We start from the raw sequence: 23,878 nt of genomic DNA on the forward strand, positions 1-23,878 counted from the left end.
TCATCTGTCCTTAATGAATTTTGCTGCCCAGGGTCACCACGCCGTCCGCTTTTTCGCGGCCGAGCCAACTGGTCCATCCCAGGCGACAGGCGTTCTGCTCACCGATGCGAAGTTCGCGGATTTCTTCCTGGCGCAGCACCAGGCGAATGTCGTAATCGAGCGGGTCACGCAGGGTGAACCGCACCAGCGCGCACAGCGGCTGGTAGCCGAAACCGATCGGCAGGAATTCGTGGAAGCGTTGCCAGTCGAGCTCGCGGATGTGAATGCGGAATTTGCCGCTGCGGTCGCGCACGTGTTCGCCCAGCACCAGGTCTTCGCCGAGCATGCTGTTGCCGCGACCGAGGCGATTGCGCTGCTCGTCGAGGATTTCGACGCGGCGCTCGATGCACTGCTCGATGGTCAGCTCGGCGTGCTTGAAGTAGTAGCGCAGCACCGCTTCGATCAACGCCGCCGAGTGCGCCCGCAAGCTGAGCAGGCCGAGGTACGGCAGCAGGCGTTTCCAGTTCAGTTCCTGGGCCTTGCGGATCTCTTCGCCGCCGAGGCCGATCAGGGCAAACAGCTGCGCCGAAAACGGGTCGAGCGCGCCACTCTGGAAACTCGCGCGGTAGCGATACTTTCGCCAGATCGGCAGCATCAGCCGTTGCAGGCGATGGTGAAACAGGTCGAGAAAGTTACGGGTCGGGTTGCCGTCTTCGCTGTCACCCAGCGCCTGTTCGCCGTAAAACGCAGGCAACGGCGAACCGGAGCCGACCAGGCCGATCAGGTTGAAACGCAGACGCGCGCGCCTCATCCCGTGTTCTTCGAAAAACTCCACGCGATCGACGTCGCTGCCAGGGAAACCCAGGCTCGGGTTGGCCTGGAATTCCAGCTGGTCGTACAGGTCGTCTTCGCTCAGGTGCGGGTGTGCATCGCGCAGCCGGTCAATCACCAGCAGCACGGCCTGAAACAGCGAGTACTCGCGTATTACCCGGGTCAGCCCGCTTAAAGCAGGGGCTGCAGGCCCATACGTGGTGTCCATTGGTACACCTCTCCCTGTGTGCTTTTTACCCGCAGCTCGTGGTACGAATTGAGACTGGCGTAAAGCGCGAAAAACTCGTTAAGAACCGAAGCGAACACGAACAGGTCGCCCTCGCCGATATACCCTTCCGGATCGATGGTCAGCTCGGTGCGCAACCCGCGAACCGGCAACCCTCGGTGCAATCTGTCGACATGCTGGTGCTTGATCGACTTGAGCCCGCCCAGCAGGCGTTTGCTGACTTTTTCCGCATGCTGGTCGTAGTAGCGCGGCAGGTCGTAGGTTTCGAGAATCACCTTCAACGCGTTGACGTCGGCCAGCGACAGATAGTTGAGCGACATGTTGCTGATCAGCTTCCAGAGGAAGTCGCGGTTCAGCGGCGGCGCGAAACTCGAGGTAGCCGGGGTGATGTTGCGGAAGCTCAAAAACTCCGGCGTCTCTTCACAGGCCATGCGGATGTCGCCGAGCTTGAGCTTGCGCGGCAGGTTCTGGTTGGTGCACATCAGCTCGATCGACAGGGTTTCGTGGGCTTCGGTATGGCGGATGCCGAAGCTCAAGTAGGTGTCGAGGCCGTCGTGCAGCAACGACGAACGCTGGCGGATGCTGTAATGCGGACGGCTGTTGGGCACGTCGAAACTCGGGTCGTGCTCGAAGGATTCGAATGGCACGTACTCTTGATAACCGAGGCCGCCGGGCTTCCAGCCAGTCACGGTTTCCACCGAAAACACACCGCAGTTTTCCAGGTCGTATTCGGCCGGCAACAGCAGGTATTCGTCCTGTTTGCCGTCGAGGCGAATCGGCAGTGCATCGTGCTCGAACAGGTTGACGATCGGCGTGCAATAGAGCTTCACGTTGTCCAGGGTCGGACGCATCCGCATGATGCCGCTCTTGCGAATATCGAAGCGCAATTCAAGGCCGCGCATTTGCTTGAGGGTGTCTTCCGGCAATGCCTTGAGCAGGTCCAGACCGTTGATATCAACGAACAGGAATTTGTCCTGGAAAGCGAAATACTCCTGCAGGTAGCGATAGCCGCGGAAGGTGTTCAGCGGATACGGGATCAACGCTTCCTCTTCGGCAAAACCCACCGGCTGCACACGGTCGCCGGGCATCTTGAACGCCATCGGTTGACCGCTTACGCCGTTGATGGGCTTGCCGGCGCCGTCCAGCGGGATCAGCTCGATGCCTTCGAGGTTGCGCAACAGGCTCAGGTAAAGCATCTGGCTGATGTAACGCTCACCGGCAAAGTGCAGGCGCAGACGACTCAGCTCCAACTCGCCGAGGTGACCATCCGCGCTCATCTCCAGGCGCAGGCTCAACAGCGAACCGTCACCCTTCACCGAGTAATTCAGCGCAGCCAGATCCAGCGGCAGCACCTCGGTCGGGTAGCACGTACGGAAACGGCAGCGCACATCATCGACCGGCACACTCTCGACCGGCGTATCACGCTCAACCCTCAACGCCGGCCCGGAACGCTTCAACGGATCGAACTGCAAAATGCTGAACGCCGGCAGCGGCCGCATGTAGTTCGGCCACAGCAACTGCATCAGCGAGTGGCTGAGCTCCGGCAACTCGTCGTCGAGCTTTTGGCGCAGACGACCGGTCAGAAAGGCAAAGCCCTCCAGCAACCGCTCCACATCCGGATCCCGCCCGGCCTGACCAAGGAAAGGCGCCAACGCCGGGCTACGCTCGGCGAAACGACGACCTAACTGGCGAAGTGCGGTGAGTTCGCTTTGGTAGTAGTGGTTAAAGGACATGGGTTACCTGTCTGGTAGTGGAACTCATGAAAAAAACGTCCTGTAGAGCGCGACTGTCAGCCCTGAAACCACGTACCCCACGAGGAGCCACAGAGCTGTGAGAAGCAACCGGCGGCGACCTGAACTGATCATGCGATCACCTCCTGAATAGGATTCACAGGTACTGCCTGCCGCATCAGAGCGCGCCTTTCCAAACGCAACTCAATGACCTGCGTTACCAGAATCGCCAGCAATGTCACTCCGCCCTGGGCCACGGTGTAGAAGAGCGCGCGAAGGGGGTTGTCCGGCACCATGGTGTACAGAATGAAACTGACCATCAGCGCCAGGATGCCAAGCTTGACCCACAGGTTCGGGATCAACGCGACCACCAGATTCACCCCGAAAAAAATGTAAATGAACGTGTAGTGAGCGATACCGATACCCACTCCACGTGTGGTAAATCCGCCGTTGAACGCTTTATAGGCAATGACAACTGCGTCGTTCAGGAAAGCGTACGCAACGCATCCAGCGACGTGGAAAGCCAGGCACATGGCAACGCGAACGTAGATGTTCATGCTGGACTCAAATTCGCATAGTAGGATCCGGTGAGCTCCATCAGGACGACGGTCATTAACACTACGAACGTCAGCACGCGATGCAGCAGCGACTCTCGGAATCCACGACGAAGCCCGGTCAGAATCAGCACAAGACTCAGCAATGCCAGAGCGCCAAACAAATTGCTGTCGGCTACAACGGCCAGGTAGCCTTCTATTTCACCGCTCACTAGCATGTCTGTCATTTTTCCAAGTGCATGTAAGGTGTATTAATGATAAATGCATTCAGCCAGTGCCATTCCCACTAGGGTATGACCATATAAAAATCAGACACTGGAGTGCGTCAAATAATAGACACCTATCACAAACATGACTGGAACAGCCATAACACAAATAAAATTCAATACCTTGTGAAGCCTTTTTTCCCTAACGCTTGGTATAAGCCCGGCAACACCAACAAAAAAACAAAAAAACGCCAGCACGCCGAAATAGTCATTATCTACCATACCGGCAAAGTAACCTTCCATAGTCATTCCTTATTAAACCCCATAAAATTCCAGCGGTATAATTCAAAGTACTTAAGAAAATCCTCACCAACAGAGCCTTTCGTCAGATTATGGTAAGTCCAGCCCGTCCCTGACTTAATGAAGTATCCTTTTTGTACCGGAAGCCCTACATATCCTCCACTTTGGGGATCAGCCATATCTTTCCCCTTAAGCTTCTCAAGCCATGTAAAAGGCCAGATAATTGCTGCGTCTGTATTTCCCTGGCGTATATCAATTCGTGAGTCAGTCACAGCCACAGCCATCTGTATGTGATGGGCAGTATTATTCGTTATCGGACGATCAAGTGCCTGCGCAAGGATGTCGCCCGGCATCAAATCCTCCAAGGAGGCTACTGCTACAGTATTGACCCCCGTTTTTTGCATCTCACGGGCGCCGTAAGTCAGCATCACCATTTCAGCGAAACCGTACTTATTCGACCCATATCGATCATGAGCGGACGGACTATAATTTTCCATGTTTCTATAAGCCCTTACGCCAGTAACCAGCTTAACTGGAAGCCCGCGCTTACTAGAAAACTCTACTAAGATCATGATTGCAAAATCTTCGCAGGTAAATCTATAGTTACTTACCGCGCCATTTTTATCCCAATACTGCTCATTGATCAGTCTTTCCGCAATCAATGGTGCTTCGTCGTGATAAGCAGCAATATCTGCATCCGTCCAGAAAGCAGTCGTTTTCCAGAATACTTTATAGGTAACTTTTTTCCCGACGGGATCTGACTTTGGAGTTAACGCAATTGACCGCGCCATCAAGGTAGACAAAATTTCGGCACTCATACCGACGCTCCATCAATTGCGGCGTGAAAGTCAAAAGTTTCACCTTCTTCCCCCCCTACCAACTGGGTTCTGCCCATTGCATCACTTTGCCCGGAGATAACTTCGCCTTTGGCGGTTGTAATCTGATAAGGAATATCCTGAAGTGGATTTCCATCCTGATCTTCCATCACAACATGCTGACAATGGGAAAACAGCATCAATGGAACCGGCGGAATAAACGGAACCGGCGTGTGAGAGTTCCCGATAATCACCGTCGAAGACCCGGCCGTAACTTTATTGCCATGAGCGCCAACGGAGCCCACGGTCGCCGCCGGTTTACCGTTAATCAAAACAGTCGTTGCAAGATCGCCAACCATCGCACCACCACACGCCGAGGCATCGCCTTGGCGGGCGGCCGCGAGGCCGTCGAAGAACACGTCGCCGGAACCGGCGGCGATCGGGTTGGTGCCGTGGCCGGGGAGCGGGCAAGCGGTGGGGTCGGATACGCGTGCTGCGGGTTTGCCGGACATCGGAGTCTCCTTAATTGACCTTTACTTGACCGCTGCCATCCAGGCGCGCGGCGAAACTGACCTGGCGCTTGAAACCATCAACTTCCAGCAGGCCTTCGATGCTGAAGGACAGGCGAAGCTGATCGTTGTCACGCGGCAGGGAGATGACACGCACGTTGCTCAGGCGCGGTTCGTAGGCTTCGATGAAGCTTTCGATGGCCCGGCGGGCCTGACTCAGGGAGTCGTGCAGGCTCAGGCGCATGTCATTGAGATCGGGTAGCCCGTAATCGGACAGCGTTTGCACGCTGCCCGCACGGGTGCTGAGCATCTTGGCCAGATGGGCAGCCACCGACGCCATGGCGGAAACCTCGCGGCTCCAGCCGACGCGTTTGTCCGCGTCGCCACCCAAGCGTTCGAAAAGGCTGCCGTATCCAGTCATGAGTCGCTCCGTTTACTCTTTGTCCAGCTTGCCAACCAGCGACAGGGTGAAATCAGCACCCATGTACTTGAAGTGCGGGCGCACGTTCAGGCTGACGCGGTACCAGCCCGGCTCGCCTTCAACATCGCTGACGATGATTTGGGCTGCGCGCAGTGGACGACGGCCACGAACTTCGGCGCTCGGGTTTTCCTGGTCGGCCACGTACTGGCGGATCCACTTGTTGAGTTCCAGCTCGAGGTCGGTACGTTCTTTCCACGAACCGAGTTGCTCGCGCTGCAGCACTTTCAAGTAGTGAGCCAGGCGGTTGACGATCATCATGTACGGCAGTTGGGTGCCGAGCTTGTAGTTCAGCTCTGCAGCCTTGCCTTCTGCGCTGATGCCGAAGAACTTCGGCTTCTGCACCGAGCTTGCGGAGAAGAACGCTGCGTTGTCGGAGCCTTTGCGCATGGTCAGGGAGATGAAACCTTCCTCGGCCAGTTCGTATTCACGACGGTCGCTAACCAGTACTTCAGTAGGAATCTTGGTTTCGATTTCGCCCATGCTTTCGAAGTGGTGCAACGGCAGGTCTTCAACCGCGCCACCGCTTTGCGGGCCGATGATGTTCGGGCACCAGCGGAATTTGGCGAAGCTGTCGGTCAGCTTGGTGCCGAACGCGTAGGCCGTGTTGCCCCACAGGTAGTGCTCGTGGCTGTTGGCGACGGTTTCTTTGTACACGAACGATTTGACCGGGTTTTCTTCCGGGTCGTACGGGTTACGCAGCAGGAAGCGCGGCACGGTCAGGCCAACGTAACGGGAGTCTTCCGACTGACGGAAGCTCTGCCATTTGGCGAACTGCGGGCCTTCGAAGTGATCCTTCAGATCTTTCAGGTCCGGCAGGCCGGTGAAGCTTTCCAGGCCGAAGAATTTCGGGCCGGCGGCAGCAATAAACGGCGCGTGGGACATGCAGGCTACGCTGGACACGTACTGCATCAGTTTCACGTCCGGCGAGCTTGGGGACATGTAGTAGTTGGCGATGATCGCGCCAACCGGCTGACCACCGAACTGGCCGTATTCAGCGGTGTAGATGTGCTTGTACAGGCCCGACTGCATCACTTCCGGCGAATCTTCGAAGTCATCCAGCAGGTCGTCCTTGGAGACGTTGAGGATTTCGATCTTGATGTTTTCGCGGAAGTTGGTGCGGTCGACCAGCAACTGCAGGCCACGCCACGACGATTCCAGGGACTGGAAATCCGGGTGGTGCAGGATTTCGTCCATCTGACGGCTGAGCTTGGCATCGATCTCGGCGATCATGCGGTCGACCATGGCCTTCTTGACCGGCTCACCGTTGTTCTGCGGCTTGAGCAGCTCTTCGATGAACGCCGACACACCGCGCTTGGCGATGTCGTAGGCTTCGTCATCCGGGGTCAGGCGGGTTTCGGCGATGATGCTGTCGAGAATGCTGTATTCGCCGTTCTCGTTGCTCTTTTGCTGTGCTGCGCTAGTGCTCATTGTGTTGGCTTCCTTGGCTGATGGGGGCTCAGGCGTCCTGGGCTGCGGCGTTCAGGCCCAGCTCACCGAGTACGCGACCGCGGGATTCGTCGTCGGCGAGCACGCCTTCGATGGCTTTGCGGAACGCAGGCGCGTTACCCAGCGGGCCTTTGAGGGCCACCAGCGCGTCGCGCAGCTCCATCAGTTTTTTCAGCTCGGGCACTTGCTCGACCAAGGATGCCGGGTTGAAGTCCTTCATCGAGTTGACGCGCAGTTGCACGGCCAGTTCTTCAGTGTCGCTTTCTTCCTGAAGACGGTTCGGTACGCTCAGCGTCAGGCTCAGCTCTTGCTTGGCCAGCACTTCGTCGAAGGTCATCTTGTCGATGCTGATCGGCTTGCGATCTTCGACTTTGCGTTCGTCCTTGCGGTGGGTGTAGTCACCGATTGCCAGTAGTTTCAGCGGCAGTTCAATCTCTTCCTGAGCACCGCCGGTGGCGGGTTTGAAGGTGACGTTGATGCGTTCCTTGGGGGCTACCGAGCCTTCTTTGGCCATGGCTTTTCTCCTTGCGGTTGTGGCCCTGGGGCCTATTCGAGTACCACTTCGAGATCGAGGTGGCACAGCCTGCGATAAATCTCTTCCTTGCGTTCACGCACTGCATGGTTCTGCGGTAACAACTCGCAGCAGCTATGCAGCAAATGCAGCACTTCCAGCGCAAGATCGGGCTCCCAGGCGTGCAGGCCTGAGTCCTGTAATGTTTGGTCGAGGGTTTCGAGTTGGGTCTTGGCCAGTTCGTATTTCTTGGCCATGAAGCACAGCCGCGCGAGGGCGAACTGCCAGAAGAACCGAACCCGCCCGCCGTGGGCGCTTTGCAGGCCCTGCTTGAGGATCTGCACGGCGGCCTTGAGGCCGTCCTTGCGCAGAATCGGCATGACTTCTTCCAGGGCCAGTTCCCAGGCCGGCTGGGTATCGGCGACTTCGACCTTGCGCGGCGCACTGGCGCTTTGCAGGTGCGGCATGACGTGGGCGCTGATCCAGGCGCGGGTGGCCGGGTCGGCGAACGGCGCGCCGTCGTGGAAACGCAATTCGATAATGCCGGGCAGGCGCTGAACCAAAAGCGCGAAGTGGATTTCCACTTCGCGCATGGCCATCTCGGCGTTCAGCCCCTGAAGGCATTCCCAGACCATTCGCTGGCCATCGAACCAGAACGGCGCCTTCGCCAGGCTCGCCTCCAGCTCTACCAGCAGATCAGCGTATTTCCCTTGGTCGAAGCGGTCCTGATAGGCCTTGAGTTTGTCTGCCGGCACGCCACGCAGGACGGTGATCTGCTCGGCATTGCGCTCGGGCACCGCGTCGATGGGCAGCCACAGCAGCGTACGATTGAGGCGCAGGGCGCGCAGGTCGGTGGCTTTCTGCTTGAGCCACCAGGCGCACAACGGACGGGCGCTTTCCTGCTGGGCGCGCAGGGCCTTATGGGCTTCTTTCTCATTGTCGATCGGCGCGCCGGGGGTGAACAGCTGGGTCGCAGCCTGCTTGACCTGGGCCACTGCGGCGCCCACCACACCGGGCTCCGGCTGGTTATCGGCGGCGCGCTGAACCATGTTTTTCAAGCGGCGGGAGATCGGCAGCAGCAACGGCGCGTCATCGCCCAAGTGCTCGGTGCACGCGGCATCGAGGCCTTCCAGATGCTCGACCAGCCGGCGGAACAGCGGCAGCTGCTCTTTGATCGCAACGTTTTCGTTCAGCACCTGTTCAAGACGCGGCACCAACCAGCTGATGGCGGCGGAGCGGGTGCGGGCCTTGTTCGGGTGAACTTCGGCCCAATGGTTTTCACAGAGATGGTGCAGCAAACCGAGGCCAGCCAGCAGCCCCTGGAAGGATTCGCGCTGGTACAGCGCCCAGGTCAGCCAAGCGCCGACACGCAAATCCTTGGATTGAGTGCGCAGCAGGTTTTCGCTGTTTTCACGGATTTTCAGCCAGTCGATCTGACCACTTTCGTGCATGGACTGGGCTTTGGCCAGTTCGCTTTCCAATGCCTCGTATTCGCTCGAAAAGCGAACATCCTCGCCCGCGAAACTCTCTTGGGAAACAGAGGCTTTTGCGAGTTCAAGGTAATGAGCGGAAAGTTTGCTTGAGTAGGACATCCATGGCCTTTAATTAGGATAACGGTCATGCGGCCATTGCAGTTGCAATGGCGCCGGACAGTATCAAAGAGCTGCGATGAGCCTCATCCAATTGAGTTCGCGCCCTTTCAAGTGCGCGCATCCTAATCACAATGATGGCCATTAGCAAGCACCCAAATAAACAATAAAACGGCGGCTTCTCTATTGCATGTAGGAGAAAGCCCTATATGTGACAGGGGATTCCCTGACGTTGACTTTAACCCTCCCATCTCGACGCATTGCCCCCGAAACCATTGGACCAGAGCGGTTTATCAAACCCGGTGATAATCGCTGAACATTCACGTTCTGAAGCGGAACCCAGCATGACAAAATTAAAAAATGAAAAATGTAGGAGGTTTCCGAAAAGTTACAGTCATCTATGGACATAGAAGTGACGGACAATAAGCAATACAAGGCTCCGTCAAAATGATGGCGCCTTGTATTTGATCCGTTTCTCTCCAGATACATATTCTGTTCGCCTCAAATTTCTTACAAAAGTATCGAAAGCCCTTCGCGCATTGCTGACGCAACATTCTGAAACGCGGAAAACTCTGACGTACTTTCTGGAGGCGTCCGACATCATTCTTTTGTTCGCTTGTAAGCGTGCCGGGTAGTTTGCGCCTGTTCCAACTCGGCATCCCCTATGGAAGCTGGCAGGGATGTAAATTGGCGTTGAGCAGAATGGCGGATAATCCGCAGTTGCTGGTGAAGCGAGCGCTGGATCATTTGCCAGCGCAGGAGATGGCGGCGCATGGCGCCCAGGCGTAGCCAGTACAGATCATTCCCACGCAGTGCGCGGGAATGATCAAAGCCCTACAGAAAGCTCAATCAAACATTCGGGCAAGGTACCGGTGCCCAGTCGCCCAGGTCCGGGTTCTTGCACATGCTGTTGACCTGAGTGGTGCCTGCGCTGGCGACTTGCTTGCTTTCCGCCTGTTTGGCTTGTGCGGTTTGCAGGGTTTTCTCGGTGGTGACCGCTTCTTTCGGCACGGTTGGCAGCACCGGTTTTTTCGCCGGTTTCACCGCTTTTTTGCTCTTGGTCGGGGTCACGACCGGTGTGGTGTCGGCGGTCGCCACGGTGACCACGTCAGTGCGCTGCACGCCTACTTGCTGCAGGTCTTTTTCGTAGGCCTGGGTGTAGTTGTTCAGGTCTTCGCTGGCTTTACCGTTCACCGCGACGATCAGGTCGTTGGACTCTTTGAGGCCGGCGACGATTTCTGCCAGGCGCTTGCGGCCCTCGGTGTCGCTGACGGTCTTGGCCTTGCGGTCGGCGACCAGTTTGGTGAACGCGCTCTGGTAGCACTGTTGCGAAGCCTTGGCGTACGCGGTGCTGCGGTCGATGTCGGCGGCGCTTTTGTTGACGTCGGAGGCGTAGGACGCGATGCGCTGGTTGTCATCGGCGATCTGCTTCTGACGCTCGTTGTAGTAACCGACCGCGCCGCCCGCCAGGGCACCGCCTGCTGCACCGATGGCGGCGTTGCGGCCACGGTTCTCGGAATCGGTCAGGGCGCCCAACAGTGCACCGCCGACAGCGCCGACAGCCGCACCGGTAACCACCGACTTGGTCATGTTCGAATCGGTGGCGCGCAGGTGCTGCACCGGCTCGTAGCAGTTCGGGTAGTACTCGACCTTGGTGCTCGAGGCGACCTTGGACGTCGGCGACGTAGCGCAACCGGTCAGTACGGTGCTGAAGCCAACAGCGATCAGCAGCAAGTGACGCTTGGAAACCGAAGCAAAAGCTTTACGGGAGGAAAGCATAGTTGTGTTCTCGTTTAAGTTTGACCAGCTCAGCACGGCCCATCGCCGCCTGAGTCCCTTCCAAGCTCGCTGTACAACGAACGATCAAGACCGCTGAGCGTTCGATGCGAGCAATTCCTTCAATATCGCCGCCGGGTCGGCTCGTCGTTGCTGACGATAATCACCGACATGGCGAACGAATAACGTCGCGCGCGTCACCAGGCTCTTGCCCAGTACCGGCTTGCGCTCCAACTCTTCCTTGATGCGTTGAAACTGCGCCTGGATCACGGCATCGGTGTAGCGCGTGCCAGTCGCCAGGTTGTCGATGTAGATCGCCACCGCGCCGTCCAGCGCGCTGCGGCCGTTGTCGATGGCCATGGCGAACAGCTTGGCGCTGGCCTCGTCCTTGGCGTCCACGGCCTGCTGGCGACTCTTCTGCAAATTGGTCAGGCGAATGTTGTAGTTGTTGACGGTCTCGGCCACCAGGGCCGCCGACTGGATCAGGTTGCCGGCCGCTTCCTCGCGCTGTTGGGCGATGAGCGAGACGTTGCGCTTGAGCTCTTCGTTGACCAGCCCCAACTCGGCTTGCAAACGCGGATCGACGCTGGCGGCAATGATGCTGTCCAGGCGTTTGGTCGGGTCCTGGGCGTCATCGATGGCATCGGTCAGCGAAGCCAGCCGACCTTCTTTCTGCCATTGGGCAAACAGTTCCTTGTAGCGCGAACGGGGCGCCGACAACGCGCCAACCGCGACCCGGAACCCGGTGGTTTCGTTGTTTTGCTCGGTGCCGTCGGCGGCGAACAGCGGGTACTCGCGGCGCATCCCGGTAAACAAGGTGCCCTCGCCTTCCAGGTAATTGCCGCCCTTGACCACGAAGCCGCCGTAGGTGCCCTGGCGGCGTCCGGCGTGCACCAGCTGGAAGGACTCCTGGACCATTTCGGCGGCGTTGCCGATCACGTCGAACAAGCCAATGGGGTTTGGCAGTTTGGTACCGATCGGCATCAACCGCGCGGCCTGACCGGTGCCGCCGGCGACCTGATTGAAGACCGCCCAATCGGCCAGCGGTCCGTCGCTTTCGCTGCCGTCCAGGCGCCGGGGAAACAGGCGCCCTTCCAGGTCCTGACGGCTGACGGCCTGCCCGCCACGGGCAGCAAATTCCCATTCGACTTCGGTCGGCAAGCGCACAAAACCCAGCCCGCCCTCCTCTGCCGAGGTGCCGCGACCGCTCACCGGCAGCAGGTCCTTGTGGTATTTCATCAGCCAGGCGCTGTACACCGCCGAGAAGCGTTCCGCCTCGAATCGCGACAGCTTCACCTTGGGCAAACGCCCGGCCATGCCTTGCGGAATTTCAGCCTGCAACGCCTCGCAGGCTGGCGCTGGTTCACCGCTGGCCAACGATTGCGCCTGGGCCATGACCTGCGCGTATTGGCGGGCGGTGACTTCGTATTTGCCGATGAAATAGAGCATCGGTTTGAGCGGGGTGTTGGCGTCGGTCTTGGGCATCAACGGGGTGATGCTTTTACTCCAGTCCTTGGGCAGATCCTTGAGGGTGAACTGGCCATTGATGAAGTCCCGGCGATAACCGGAAATGAACGACTGCTGATAGCCGGCCTCGCCTTCGCTGAACGGGTAACCGAGGCTGATCTCGCGGTCGTCCAGACTGCCCTGGGCCAGGATGTAGACGTAACGGAACACCATCTGCCCTTCGCACGGCAGCGGCAGGCTGACGTCATCGGGCAACGGCTTGGGGTTGTCCAGCTTGTCGGTGCCTTCATCAGCCCAGACCATGCCGGCCAGGCTCAGCGCCACGGCGGCGCCCAGTAACTTATACATCTCGGATTCCTTCACACGCCTGGATACGCGCCACTCGCCAGCCACCACAGAGCGCCGCCACGGCACTGACGCCGAGCACTGCCGCCAGGGCCAACGCGTAGTGACGCGCCAGCAGATGGCTGGCGTACTCGCCCGGCATCTGCGCAAATAAATGGTTCAAGCCCGATTGCGCCAGGCCATACAGCCCGGCACTCAACAGGGCGGCAAGGCCGGCGCTGTACAGCGCCTGCACCACCACAAACAACAGCAACGCTGCCGTGGAAAACCCCAGCAAGCGCAGCACCGATAACGCTCGACGCTTGCGCTCGACCGCCGCAAGCGCCCCGGCAAAAATCGCCGCGAACGCTCCCGCCACGGCCAATCCGGCGATGATCCAGAACACGATCGACAGGTTGCGGCTCAGCGATTGCACTTGGGCGATGGCCTGGGCCTGGGTCGAGACCAGCAGGTTCTGCGCAGCGAAGTACTGGCGCAGCGGCTCGACATCCTGGAGGCTGCGGGCGTACAGGCGAAACGCCGGATATACCCGCTGCTCCGTCGCGCCCACCGCATCACCTGGCCAATCGAACGCAGGCACGGCGCGGCCGTCCCGGTAATCTTCAGCCGCTTCCAGTAACGTCAACGGCGCGAACAATCCGTCCCGGGCGAAGGCTTCCAGCGGCAGAACCTGCAGCACCTGAACGCGAGTGCGCTGCGCCTCGCCACGACCGGCCACCTGCCGGCCAAAACCGGCCTCTAACCAATCACCGGCCTTGGCCCCGAGCTTTTCGGCGGCGGTCTGGCTGAGCAGCACCTGATCCAGCCCTTGGGGCACCGGCAGACTGCCGAGCAACGGATCGTTGGCGGTGGTGGGGATCATTTCCACAGTCACCGTCGAAGCGCCTGCGGTCAGATCCGCTGTCGCGGCAATCTGCCGGGTGCGCGGCAAGGCGAACGACACGTCGCTGCGCTGGCTCAACTGCTCGATAAACGCGGCACTGAACCGGCCGCCACCCAGGGGGATGATCTCCCGGGTGGCCGGGTCGTTTTCCAGGCGCTCGGTCAAACTGCTGACCAGACCGAATTTCAAACCGAACAGCACCAGCAGCGGTGCGATCACCGCCACCAGCGCCAATACCGAGCAGGCCGACAGCCAGGCATCGTTGCGGTAATCCTGCCAGGCCAGGGAAGCCACCAGCGCGCCGCGCATCAGCAGGCCTCCCCAAGGGTGGCGGTGACACCGCCATCGACGTCGCGATGACAACTGATGCGTCGCACCTGCAAACCGCTGGCGCGGGCCAGTGACTCGTCGTGGGTGGCAACGACGCAGCACACCCTGTGTTCACGAGCCTGGGTCACCAGTAACTGCATCACGCGTTCCGCGTTCAGCGGATCGAGGGCAGCGGTCGGTTCATCGGCCAACAGCAGGCGCGGCCCATGGGCCAGGGCGCGGGCACAACTCACCCGTTGCCGTTGGCCAACGGACAAGTCGCACGGTCTTTTGCCCAGTTGATCGGTGATATCCAACGCCCCGGCCAGGCGATCGACGCTGCCGTCGTCTTTCAAGCCGAGCAGTTGGCGCGACAGGTCGATGTTGCCGCGCACGTCCAGAAAATCCAGCAGGCCACCGGTTTGCAGCACGTAGCCCAAGTGCCGGCTGCGCAGGTTCGCCAAGGCACTTTGCGCATCTGCGCGCCACAGCCCGGCAATGTCAGTCGTGGTTTGGCCGGACGCAAAATCAAACTGCCCGGCCCGATCCGGCGCCAGCACCAGCGCCAGCAAATCGAGCAACGTGCTTTTGCCGCAGCCACTGGGACCGACCACCGCCAGTTGCTCACCGGCACGCAGTTGCAGCCGTGGAATCACCAGGCTGTAGCGCTGGCTGCCGGCGCCCCGGCTTTTGTGCACTGCGTTCATGTTCAGCATCACGGCAGCGTCGACAATGGAACGCGGTACAAGGCATCACCCGGTTCGGCATCGCCGAAACGCACCCAGTTGGCCAGGTCGTTGTGGAAGGTTTCGTAGAGGCGGATTTTCGAGTCCAGCTCGTCGATAAAGTCCTCCTGCTCGGCCACGCTCAGGGAAAGCCACAAATCCTGGGTCATGTTCAGCGACTTGCTGCGATAAGGCAGTCCTTCCAGGTACTCCCCCAAAACCCCGCCATCGGCCAGATTGCCGCCCTTGCGCAAGGCCGAGGGATCTCGGCTCATATAGGCACTGGCACTGGCGATTTCCTGGAAGAAATTCTTCGGTGAGGTCTGGGTCTTGCGGGCGGCGTCAACGATCAGTTTCAGCGATTGCTGCAAGTCGTTGAGCTGCAGTTTGGTCAGCATCACGCACACTTGGAACGCCGGCAGTGCCGGGTTGGTCAGGTCGCGGTCGGCGGTCCAGGCGCTGACCAGTTGCGGCGCCTGGCTGGCGGCTTTTAGCCCCAGGAAGTCCATGTGCATCGCGTAGCCGACGGCCGCCGATTTGTCGGCCAGGCTCGGCGCAGCGCTCAGCAGCGGCACGGTTTGCGACTTGTTGCTGCGCACCTGATGCACCAGGTCGGCAAACACCGAACCGATCTCGTCCACCCGTTCACCGAACTTGCGCACATCGGCGCCCGGCACCGGGATGTACAGATCGCCGATCTGCGGGTTGGCGTCGGCGGTCAGGGTGCGATACTGGCTTTGCGCACCGCCATGGGTTTTCTTGCCGGCATCGCTGAGCAGGTGCAAGGCGTAGATTTTGATCTGTTTGCCCAACGCGGCCTGACGTACTTCGGCCTCGTTCATTTGCGTGGTGGCATACGGGTCGTTCTTGCGCAACGCACCGGCATCGGTGACCAACAGAATCAAGCGTCCGCCATAACCGGACCAGTCCATGCCCTCGACCGCTTCCATCACGCCGGCAAACGCATCTTCATTGAACGAATGGCTCGAGACCGTGGACGCCTTGACCTGCCGCGCCAGGTCCATGAAGCGCTGTGGGTCGCGGCCCTGGTCCAGAGTGATCAAGGTTTTGGCGACGTATTCCAGGCCCGGGGTTTTCTGGATGCTGTTTCGAAACCCCACCAGGCCAAAGCTGACACTGTCCAGCTCGCCCCGCTCGGCGATGCGGGTTTGCAGTTGATGCACCACGTCACGGACCTGATCGATGTAGGGCTGCATGGACACCGTGGTGTCGACGACCAACACCACGGCGGTGCGAAATGCATCGGCATTGGCGGCGCTGATCGGAGTGTTGCCGACAGTGGCCTTCGGTGCATTGCCGGGGTCGATGGACGCCACGTTCAGCAACTGCACCGGCTGGCCGTTTTCATCGAAGCTCTCGCGCGAATCAAAGATTGGCAACAGATAAAACTGGTTTTGCGGCACCGCGCTGGCGGCCGGTTCCAGGGCCAGTACCTGCTGATTGTCTTCACGGTTCTGCTGGGCCTTGAGCAACAGGTTTTTTGCAGCCGACGGATCGGCCAGCAGCCGCTCCACTTCGCCGGGCTGACGCAGGAACATCACCGGCGCACGACCGGAGCGTTCGGTGAACTTGAGCACCAGGCTTTGCTTCCAGTCGCTGACTTGTTCGGCTGGCAACCAGCCGTCACTGCGCCCGTCGGTGGCGGCGCCGACGCGTAGCCACGGGCTGCCGGCCACCTCTTGGCGCTGATAGACGTACAGCACGGAAAACGCCGGCAAGGCCTTGTCAGGTGCTGCCCCCGGTTCACTGGCGAGTTTCGCTCCCGGCTTGCTGAGCACCCGCTGGAACAAGGTTTTTTTGCCGGCCATCAGCAGCGGGCGCTGACCATTATCGACGTCTGTCGCCACAGGGGGGTTCACCGGTGGCGCCACGGCTGGTGGTGGTGTTTTGACTGGAGGCACTGAAGCCACTGGCACCTTGGCGTCCGCCTCGACGTCACCGGACAGCCACCAATAACCCGCGCCGCCCAAGGCCAGCACCACGGCTACCGCAACAGCGGCAAGCGCGAACACCGGTCCCTTGCGCTGCTCCGAGGCCGGGGATTGCGGCGTCGACTTCGCCGTCGGCGCAACAGGCTTGGCTTGGGGTTGTGGCTGTGCAGGGCTCGTCGGAATGTCGATAGACACCGGCGTCAGTCCCGCCAGGTCATTGCCCACCGGAAGGGGCAACGGCCGGATCGTGGTCGCTTCAACCGATTCCCCGGGCAGATTATCCAGCGCCTGCAACAACGCCTTTGCATCCGGGAAACGCTCGGCCGGATCCTTGGCCAACAGCTTGCGCAGCACCTCTTGATAACGACCGTGGTGCACCGGCAGCTCCGGCAGCGGTTCGGTCAAATGCGCCAGGGCCGTAGAGAGCGCGTCGTTGCCGGTGTACGGCAGTTTGCCGACGAGGATTTCGTAGAGCACCACGCCCAGGGCATAAAGATCGGCCCGGCCGTCAATGTCCTGGCCGCGCGCCTGTTCCGGGCTCATGTAGCTGGGCGTGCCGACGGCGAAACCCGCTTGGGTGAACTGGGTGCGGTCGTCCAGCGACTTGGCGATGCCGAAGTCCGAGAGCACCGCTGTGCCATCGGCGCGGAACAGAATGTTCGCCGGTTTGACGTCGCGATGAACCAGCCCCAGACCATGGGCATAGCCCAGCGCCGAGGCGATCTGGCGGATGTAGATCAGGCCCTGCTCCGGCGTCAGGCCGGCGGCAATGCGCTCCTTGAGCGTACCGTTGGGCAGGTACTCCATGGCCATGTAATACAGCTCACCGACATTGCCGATGTCATGGATAGTGACCGTATGCGGGTGAGACAGGCGCGCCAGGGTTTTGCCTTCGCGCAGGAAGCGCTCGCAGAAACTCGGATCGGCTGCCAGCGCGGCGGCCATGACCTTCAACGCCACCTTGCGCTCCAGCGAGCGTTGGGTCGCCAGGTAAACGCTGGCCATGGCACCCTCACCGATCTCACCGTCGATGTCGTAGCCGGGGATCAGAATGTTCGCGGTGAGGTTCATGAAGGCACCTTCACGACGATGACGGTGATGTTGTCCGGAGCGCCGCGCATCAGGCCCAGGGACACCAGGCTGCTGGCGATTTCCCCTGGCTCGTCGTGGCCCAGCACCTCGCGGATCTCATGATCTTCAACGGTTTTGTTCAGCCCGTCGCTGCACAACAGGTAACTGTCGCCGGGCTTCAACAGCAACTCGACCATCGCCAGCTCCAGCTGTGCCTGGACCCCGATGGCGCGGGTGACAATATTGGACCGCGGGTGCACCCGAGCTTCGGCTTCACTGAGCAGGCCGCTGTCCTGCAGATCCTGGACGTAACTGTGGTCCCGCGAGATGCGTTTGAGCCGGCCGTCACGCAGGCGATACAAGCGGCTGTCACCCGCCCACAAACACACCCCACGCAAGTCACGCGCCGCCATCACCACCACCGTACTGCCCATCATGGTCACGCCGCGGTTGGCGGTTTCTTCACGCACGGCGGCGTTGACCCGCAGCAGGTCGGTTTTCAACGCCGCGACGTATTCATCCAGCGAACGGCCCACAGCAATGCTACGCAGACTGTCGACAATCAGACTGCTGACGTAGTCTCCCGCCGCGTGCCCGCCCATGCCATCGGCGACCACCCACAGGCCTTTTTGCGGCAGGTCCAGGCAAGCGTCTTCGTTAACCTGGCGGACCATGCCGACATGGCTTTTGCTTGCAGACTTGAGGGTCCTTCCCACGTTTGAACACATCTACACAACACCTTCTTGGCCGAGCAAAAATTGCGCAAAGTCAGCGGCGGCCGGCAGGCCCTGGCACCGCAATAAACCGGGGGCAATGCGCTCCGAACCCTGGCCCCACCACATACTGGCCCCTTCGCAGGCCTGTTCGGCGAGGGCGATCATTCGCGCCTGCGGATCAGTGACATCAAAGCGGTGCAGACCGGCAAAACGGCTGCTCGGGGTGCGTCGCAGATAAGCCGGACTGCCCAGCGCCTCCAGTCCTGCACCGAAGGCCTCGAAGCTTGCCTCCACGTTCAAGGTGCTCAACAGCAATTGCTCGACCTGTTCAAACCAGCTATCCGAACCGCCTATCACCGACGCAGGATCAGTGTCGTGATCCAGCAGCACCGCAACGGTCAGCGGAAAATACCGGCCAACCCGATCAATGCTCGGCATCACCACCCCCACGGCGGCCTGCGGCCCACACACACCGGGCGCGACCATAAAGCGCCACAGCGGACTGACCAGATAGGCATTCAGCCAACGGTCGCCAAGGCTCTGGCTGGCGAGCAACCCCGCCGCCAGCCACGAATCCCAGGGGCCGATAAAACTCTGCGGCAAGCCACGGCTGACAAAGTCTCCGCGACTGGCCAACTTTCCATAGAAGCCCGGCGTGCTCATAAGCGCTCCGGCAGGCTGAAACCGCTGAGCACACGGCTCTTGAACGGGTTGAAGGCGCTGTTGGCCCGCAGCTCATAAGAGGCGCTGGCGCCATCGACCCGCAACCGCAGGTTGAAGCGGTCCGGCGAGTTGCCGGCGGTCAGGTCCGATTGCTCGAGCAGGCGGAACCAGGCCCAGGGCCCGTCCAGGGTGATGCCGGACCGACCGCTGGCCGTGGGCGGCATGATCGAGATCCGCACCACGCCGATGCTGCCGGGGTTGGGCCATTGCATCGCGGTCGGACGGCTAGGTCCGTGGTCGTAGCTCAATTGCTGGCCGTCGAGGTCGAGCAAAAACTGAGTGATGGTGGAATCCATGGCCACGGGCTTGAGTTCGAAGCGCACCATCGGCTGGGTACCGCCGGAACGGAAAAACGCATCCCGGATGGTCGCTGCCCGCTGGAAGGTTTGCAGCACGCCCGGGGCGATGCCGAGCTTCTGCGCGGCGCCCGGTTGCCAGCGCCAGGCCTGGGTCGAGGTATCCACGTAGGGCTGCAGGTATTTGCGGAAGTAGTTGTCCATCACCCCGCCCACACCGAAGAACTGACCGAAGTCGTCGAGGGTCGCGTCCCGTGCACTGCCTGGCGACATCGGATAACGCCCGGCCAGGGACTGGCGATAGATGTTCACCACTTCGCTGGTCCAGGCCGCGTTCAGTTGATTGCGTACTCCACCCATCATGCTGTTGGTGGTGGAGTTGACCACCGACTTGACCAGGCCCTGCACCAACGCCGGTTGACGCTCGGCGTTGAGGCTGACCCGCGTCGCCGCCGCTGCGGCCTGGTTCTTGGCTTCGCCAAGCAAGGCGTCGCCGCTGGCACCGACCATGGCGCTGACCTGCACATACAGGGCGTTCATGTCGGCCAGCAGGCCGTCGATGGCTGCCGGCTCGCCTTCGTTCTTGCTGACGATGCGGTTGAGTTCGGCAAAATGCGCGGTGACTGGATCGTCACTGGCCTCAGGTGCGTTTTGCGTCGCCTGCTCCTGGCCGAGCAAGGTGCCCAGGCGCTCTTTGAGCTTGTCGACCCCGCCCTCCACCGGCGCGCCCTTGGCGGCCAACAGGCGTTCTTCCTGTTGCAGGTCGGTTTCCTTCGCCACCGCCACCAGCAGTTTTTTCAACGGCGAGGTCGGCCCGGAAATCACCCGCAGCACATCGGCGGCCTGGGCCACGCTGGTGATCGGCACGAAGTCGATATCAGCCAACAAGGCGTCCCACTGGCGCTGGTAATCCTGGAAATACAAACGGCGTACATCGGCAGCCAGGCTGGCGACGTTCTGTTGTTCTGCCTGATCGCGACCGAGCACCCACTGCTCCTCGGCCAGGGTGCCGGTCTGGTTCAGGCTGGTGAGCAAAAACCCTTGGCGGTAACCCTTGGCCGTGAAGAAGCCACTCAAGGGGTCGCCCAGCGGCTTGCCGCTCTTGCGGCTGAACACCAGCGCAGCATCGCGCCCGGCCGCTTCGTTAAGACGAAAGTCCGCAATGCCGTCCGGCAGTTTCTGCCGTTTGATCCGGTCGTAGACACGCTGGGCCACCGGCAGCTGTTGCAACTGCCGGCGCAAATCGTCGATCAGGCGTGGGTCGAGACGCGCAGTGGGCGGATGGCGTTCGAACAGCGCCTGCAAGTGCTCACCGAGGGCTACGCGCTGCTCGGCCGGCAAGTCGCGCGGCAGGCTGCGGTCCCAGTCCAGGGCAATCCACGCCTTGATGAAATCAGCATCGTAATGCTCGCTGTCGGCGAGCATCAGGTAGGCCTTCAAGCCTTCGTAAAGGAAGTCCGAATTGCCGCCGCCGTGCAGTTGCTCCTCGATACGCGTGAGCAAGCGCGGCGCGAAGACCGCGATCAACAGCTTGCGATAAACGCTGCCGGACTCGGCTTCAAGCATGTCGCCCTGATACAGACCCAGGCCTTCGGCCCAGTTCGGCGCATCATCGGCCAAGTGCTTCACTGCGTTGAGCAAGGGCAACACGGCGAGCACGTCCCGCTGGGCCGGGCTGAGGTTCTGCACGGCCTGGCCCAGGGGCACGACTTTCTGATCGACTTGCGCGATATACGCCTGATTGGCGCGGTAGCTGACCCACCACAAGGTCCCGACCACCAGCACCAAGGCTACGGTCGAGGCCAGCACGCCCTGGGCGATCCACTTGCGTCGACGTTCGACTTTCGGGTTGACCCCCACCAGTCCACGCTCGGCAAAGGCCACGGCGCTGAAGAGTTTTTCGATGAAGTAACTGCGCCCGGTGCCGTTCTGGCGCACCAGGTGCTGGCGGTCCAGGTTCATGCTCTGGGCCATGGAGCCGATCAGCCGGTCAATCGGGCTGCCTTCCTGGGTGCCGCTGGTGAAGTACACCCCGCGCAACAGCGCCCGCTCTTCAAAGGCGTTGGGTTTGAACACGCCCTCAAGGAAGCTTTGCAGGCAATCCTTCAACGCGCCGAACTGCTGTGGAAAACCGTAGATCAGATCGCGCCGCGCCGGGTCGCGTTCCTGCTGCAAGCGCTCCACCAGCCGATCGTTCAGGCGTTGCTCCAGACCGGCGAATTCGCTTTGCAGATGGGCCAGCGGGCTGTCATTGCTTTTGCCGTCATCCAGAGCGAAGGTCATGCCCCAGACCTGGGCTCGCTCTTCCTTGCTCAGGGTGTCGAAATACTCCATGAACCCAGGCACCAGATCGAGCTTGGTCAGCATCAGGTAGATCGGGAAACGCACACCCAGTTGGGTGTACAGCTCCTGAATGCGCAGGCGTATCGCAGCGGCATGGGCGGCGCGTTCGGCATCGCTGCCCAGCAACAGGTCGGAGAGGCTGATGGCGATAAATGCACCGTCGATCGGGCGACGGGCCCGCTGTTTTTTCAACAGCCCCAGAAAGCCCAGCCATGCGGCCTTGTCGACCGTCGCGTCGCTGTCCTGAGTGGTGTAGCGGCCTGCGGTGTCGAGCAGCACAGCCTGGTCGGTAAACCACCAATCACAATTGCGCGTACCGCCGACGCCGCGCACCGCACCGGCGCCCAACTGCGCGGCCAACGGAAAATGCAGACCGGAGTTGACCAGCGCCGTGGTCTTGCCCGAACCCGGCGGGCCGATGATCACGTACCACGGCAATTCGTAGAGATTGCGTCGTTCGTCGCCGCCCAGCTTGGCTTTCTTCAACAGCGTCAGGGCTTCGTCCATGCGCTGGCGCAGGGTTTCGAGCTCTTCGGCCGTAGCGATGCTGGTCGGGTCCGGCGGGGTTTGCGCCGCCAGGCTGCGCATGACTTCGGCGGCCTGACGGCGGGCCTGGATGATGCGAAACACTCGATAGGCGATCCACACCGCGAACAGCAGAATGATCAGCGCCCAGCGCCGGCCTTCGGGCACCAGGAGCTCAAGCAGCGGCCCGACAAACCAGATGATCAGGCTCAGGGCGATCAGCCCCAGCAACGGAATGACCCAGCGGGTCATAAAACTGAAAAACGCCTTCACTCGACCCCCTCCGCCAACACTGTGATTTCGACCCGACGATTGCGTGCGCGGCCCTCAGTCGTAGCGTTCGAGGCCAACGGTTCGGTGTCGCTGCGGCCTTCGGCGCTGAAGCGCTCGGGCTGGCCGGTCTTGGCCGAAAGGATTTGCAGCACCGAAGTGGCCCGTGCCTCGGACAACGCCCAGTTCGATGGAAACCTCAAGGTGGCAATCGGGCGATTGTCACTGTGGCCGGTCACCCGGACCTGGCCCTTGACCTTGCGAATGGCATCGGCGATGCGCAGCATCAGCGGCTGGAAATTGTCGACGATACTGGCGCTGCCCGAGGCGAACAGCTCATCGCCACGGATGGTCACCACTGAACGGTCAACGGCATCTTCCACGGCCACCCGGCCAGCCTTGATTTCATCAGCGAGAAAACCGGCCAAGCGTGGCCGCTCGACCAGTTTCGGCTGCACCACCGGACGGTCGATGGCCTGCACCGGGATCTCGCCCAGCGCATGAATGTTTTTAAACACCGGCTCGGCATCGGCGGCCAGTTTCAAGCGCAGGCCGAACACCAGGGCCAGCAGCAACGCCACACCGATGGCCACCGCGATCCATGGCGGCATGAATTGCGCCAGTCGATCGCGCGCCACGGTCACGCCGCGCCAATGGGGCGACAGTTCACGCTCATATTCGCCACGGGCGCTGCGGATAACTGCACTGGTGCGCTCACGCAACGCCTCCAGTTGGCTGCGACCATCATTCATGACCCGATAACGCCCTTCGAAACCCAGGCACATGCACAGGTACAACAGCTCCAACAGATACAAACGTTCGCGGGGGCTTTGCAGGCAATGTTCCAATAGCTGGAACACCTTCTCGCCGCCCCAGGCCTCGTTGTGCACGGTGATCAGCAGGCTCTGCTTGCCCCAGTCGCCGGTGCCACCCCACGGCGTACTCAACACCGCTTCATCCAGGGCGGTGCACAAGGCGTAGCGGGCCAGCAACACATCGTTGCGCACCACGCCGGCGGCCTCGGCGCGTTCCTCGAACTGGCGCAGGTAGGCCAGTAGTTGCGCCCGCAGACTCGCTGGTGCCGGGTGGGCAATGGTGTTGCGCAAACGGGTCAGCAAAGCCAGCAGCGGGCCCGCGGCGCTCTCCAGGGGGTTGAGACCTTCGGCTTTGCCGGTCAACACCGGCGCGGCCGGCATTGACAGCGGCGCGGGCTGGGCGCGGCCAGGGTCCGGGCGGGCCGGCTCGGCGCCACGGCCACCGGGTGTCGGCATGAACTGGGTACGATCGTCGTTATTCATCG

20 protein-coding genes are annotated in these 23,878 nt (G+C 60.8%); all 20 read right to left on the reverse strand.

What is annotated here, in order from left to right:
* Positions 1-10: 10 nt before the first annotated feature.
* Entirely contained in the window at positions 11-1,018 is a 1,008-nt protein-coding gene (tssG, locus tag ACEN9A_RS29285; protein WP_018927440.1) for a type VI secretion system baseplate subunit TssG, read from the reverse strand.
* Positions 982-2,769 (reverse strand): type VI secretion system baseplate subunit TssF, encoded by a 1,788-nt coding sequence (gene tssF / locus ACEN9A_RS29290; RefSeq protein ID WP_019650073.1) that lies wholly within the window; start codon positions 2,767-2,769, stop codon positions 982-984. Before tssF ends, tssG begins: the two co-directional genes overlap by 37 nt.
* A gap of 128 nt (positions 2,770-2,897) precedes the next feature.
* Complete coding sequence (locus ACEN9A_RS29295; protein WP_258671656.1) at positions 2,898-3,323, reverse strand: hypothetical protein; 426 nt, start codon at positions 3,321-3,323, stop codon at positions 2,898-2,900.
* Positions 3,320-3,532, reverse strand: coding sequence for a hypothetical protein (locus ACEN9A_RS29300; RefSeq protein WP_408981098.1), 213 nt, complete (start codon positions 3,530-3,532; stop codon positions 3,320-3,322). The genes ACEN9A_RS29295 and ACEN9A_RS29300 overlap by 4 nt, the downstream gene beginning before the upstream one ends.
* 96 nt (positions 3,533-3,628) lie before the next feature.
* The gene (locus ACEN9A_RS29305; protein ID WP_258671657.1) at positions 3,629-3,829 is read right to left on the reverse strand and encodes a hypothetical protein; all 201 of its coding nucleotides are present in this window, start codon (positions 3,827-3,829) and stop codon (positions 3,629-3,631) included.
* Between the two features lie 2 nt (positions 3,830-3,831).
* Positions 3,832-4,644: a hypothetical protein gene (locus ACEN9A_RS29310; RefSeq protein WP_258671659.1), complete on the reverse strand. Its 813-nt coding sequence runs from the start codon at positions 4,642-4,644 to the stop codon at positions 3,832-3,834.
* A complete protein-coding gene (locus ACEN9A_RS29315; protein ID WP_064621122.1) occupies positions 4,641-5,153 on the reverse strand; it encodes a PAAR domain-containing protein in 513 nt (170 codons plus the stop codon). Before ACEN9A_RS29315 ends, ACEN9A_RS29310 begins: the two co-directional genes overlap by 4 nt.
* A gap of 10 nt (positions 5,154-5,163) precedes the next feature.
* Positions 5,164-5,571, reverse strand: a complete 408-nt coding sequence (tssE, locus tag ACEN9A_RS29320) for a type VI secretion system baseplate subunit TssE (RefSeq protein ID WP_018927433.1) — start codon at positions 5,569-5,571, stop codon at positions 5,164-5,166.
* A 12-nt stretch (positions 5,572-5,583) separates the two neighbouring features.
* Positions 5,584-7,059, reverse strand: coding sequence for a type VI secretion system contractile sheath large subunit (tssC, locus tag ACEN9A_RS29325; protein WP_019580436.1), 1,476 nt, complete (start codon positions 7,057-7,059; stop codon positions 5,584-5,586).
* Positions 7,060-7,087: 28 nt separating this feature from the next.
* Positions 7,088-7,591 (reverse strand): type VI secretion system contractile sheath small subunit, encoded by a 504-nt coding sequence (gene tssB / locus ACEN9A_RS29330; protein ID WP_007934526.1) that lies wholly within the window; start codon positions 7,589-7,591, stop codon positions 7,088-7,090.
* A 32-nt stretch (positions 7,592-7,623) separates the two neighbouring features.
* Complete coding sequence (tssA, locus tag ACEN9A_RS29335) at positions 7,624-9,180, reverse strand: type VI secretion system protein TssA (protein ID WP_019650068.1); 1,557 nt, start codon at positions 9,178-9,180, stop codon at positions 7,624-7,626.
* A gap of 846 nt (positions 9,181-10,026) precedes the next feature.
* Positions 10,027-10,956 (reverse strand): type VI secretion system-associated lipoprotein TagQ, encoded by a 930-nt coding sequence (tagQ, locus tag ACEN9A_RS29340; RefSeq protein WP_019650067.1) that lies wholly within the window; start codon positions 10,954-10,956, stop codon positions 10,027-10,029.
* 84 nt (positions 10,957-11,040) lie between these two features.
* The gene (locus ACEN9A_RS29345) at positions 11,041-12,768 is read right to left on the reverse strand and encodes a formylglycine-generating enzyme family protein (RefSeq protein WP_019650066.1); all 1,728 of its coding nucleotides are present in this window, start codon (positions 12,766-12,768) and stop codon (positions 11,041-11,043) included.
* On the reverse strand, positions 12,761-13,957 hold the full coding sequence (locus tag ACEN9A_RS29350) for an ABC transporter permease (RefSeq protein WP_258671660.1): 1,197 nt from the start codon (positions 13,955-13,957) through the stop codon (positions 12,761-12,763). Before ACEN9A_RS29350 ends, ACEN9A_RS29345 begins: the two co-directional genes overlap by 8 nt.
* Positions 13,957-14,673: an ABC transporter ATP-binding protein gene (locus ACEN9A_RS29355; RefSeq protein WP_019580425.1), complete on the reverse strand. Its 717-nt coding sequence runs from the start codon at positions 14,671-14,673 to the stop codon at positions 13,957-13,959. Before ACEN9A_RS29355 ends, ACEN9A_RS29350 begins: the two co-directional genes overlap by 1 nt.
* Positions 14,673-17,705, reverse strand: a complete 3,033-nt coding sequence (locus ACEN9A_RS29360; protein ID WP_258671662.1) for a serine/threonine-protein kinase — start codon at positions 17,703-17,705, stop codon at positions 14,673-14,675. Before ACEN9A_RS29360 ends, ACEN9A_RS29355 begins: the two co-directional genes overlap by 1 nt.
* Positions 17,702-18,421 carry a PP2C family protein-serine/threonine phosphatase gene (locus tag ACEN9A_RS29365; protein WP_026345928.1) on the reverse strand — a complete coding sequence of 240 codons (720 nt, stop codon included), beginning with the start codon at positions 18,419-18,421 and terminating at the stop codon, positions 17,702-17,704. Before ACEN9A_RS29365 ends, ACEN9A_RS29360 begins: the two co-directional genes overlap by 4 nt.
* A 12-nt stretch (positions 18,422-18,433) precedes the next feature.
* On the reverse strand, positions 18,434-19,084 hold the full coding sequence (gene tagF / locus ACEN9A_RS29370; protein ID WP_258671664.1) for a type VI secretion system-associated protein TagF: 651 nt from the start codon (positions 19,082-19,084) through the stop codon (positions 18,434-18,436).
* Positions 19,081-22,581, reverse strand: coding sequence for a type VI secretion system membrane subunit TssM (gene tssM, locus ACEN9A_RS29375; RefSeq protein WP_258671665.1), 3,501 nt, complete (start codon positions 22,579-22,581; stop codon positions 19,081-19,083). Before tssM ends, tagF begins: the two co-directional genes overlap by 4 nt.
* Entirely contained in the window at positions 22,578-23,876 is a 1,299-nt protein-coding gene (locus ACEN9A_RS29380; protein WP_019650059.1) for a DotU family type VI secretion system protein, read from the reverse strand. Before ACEN9A_RS29380 ends, tssM begins: the two co-directional genes overlap by 4 nt.
* Positions 23,877-23,878: the final 2 nt, after the last annotated feature.

It is taken from the genome of Pseudomonas sp. Pseusp18 (assembly GCF_059506005.1).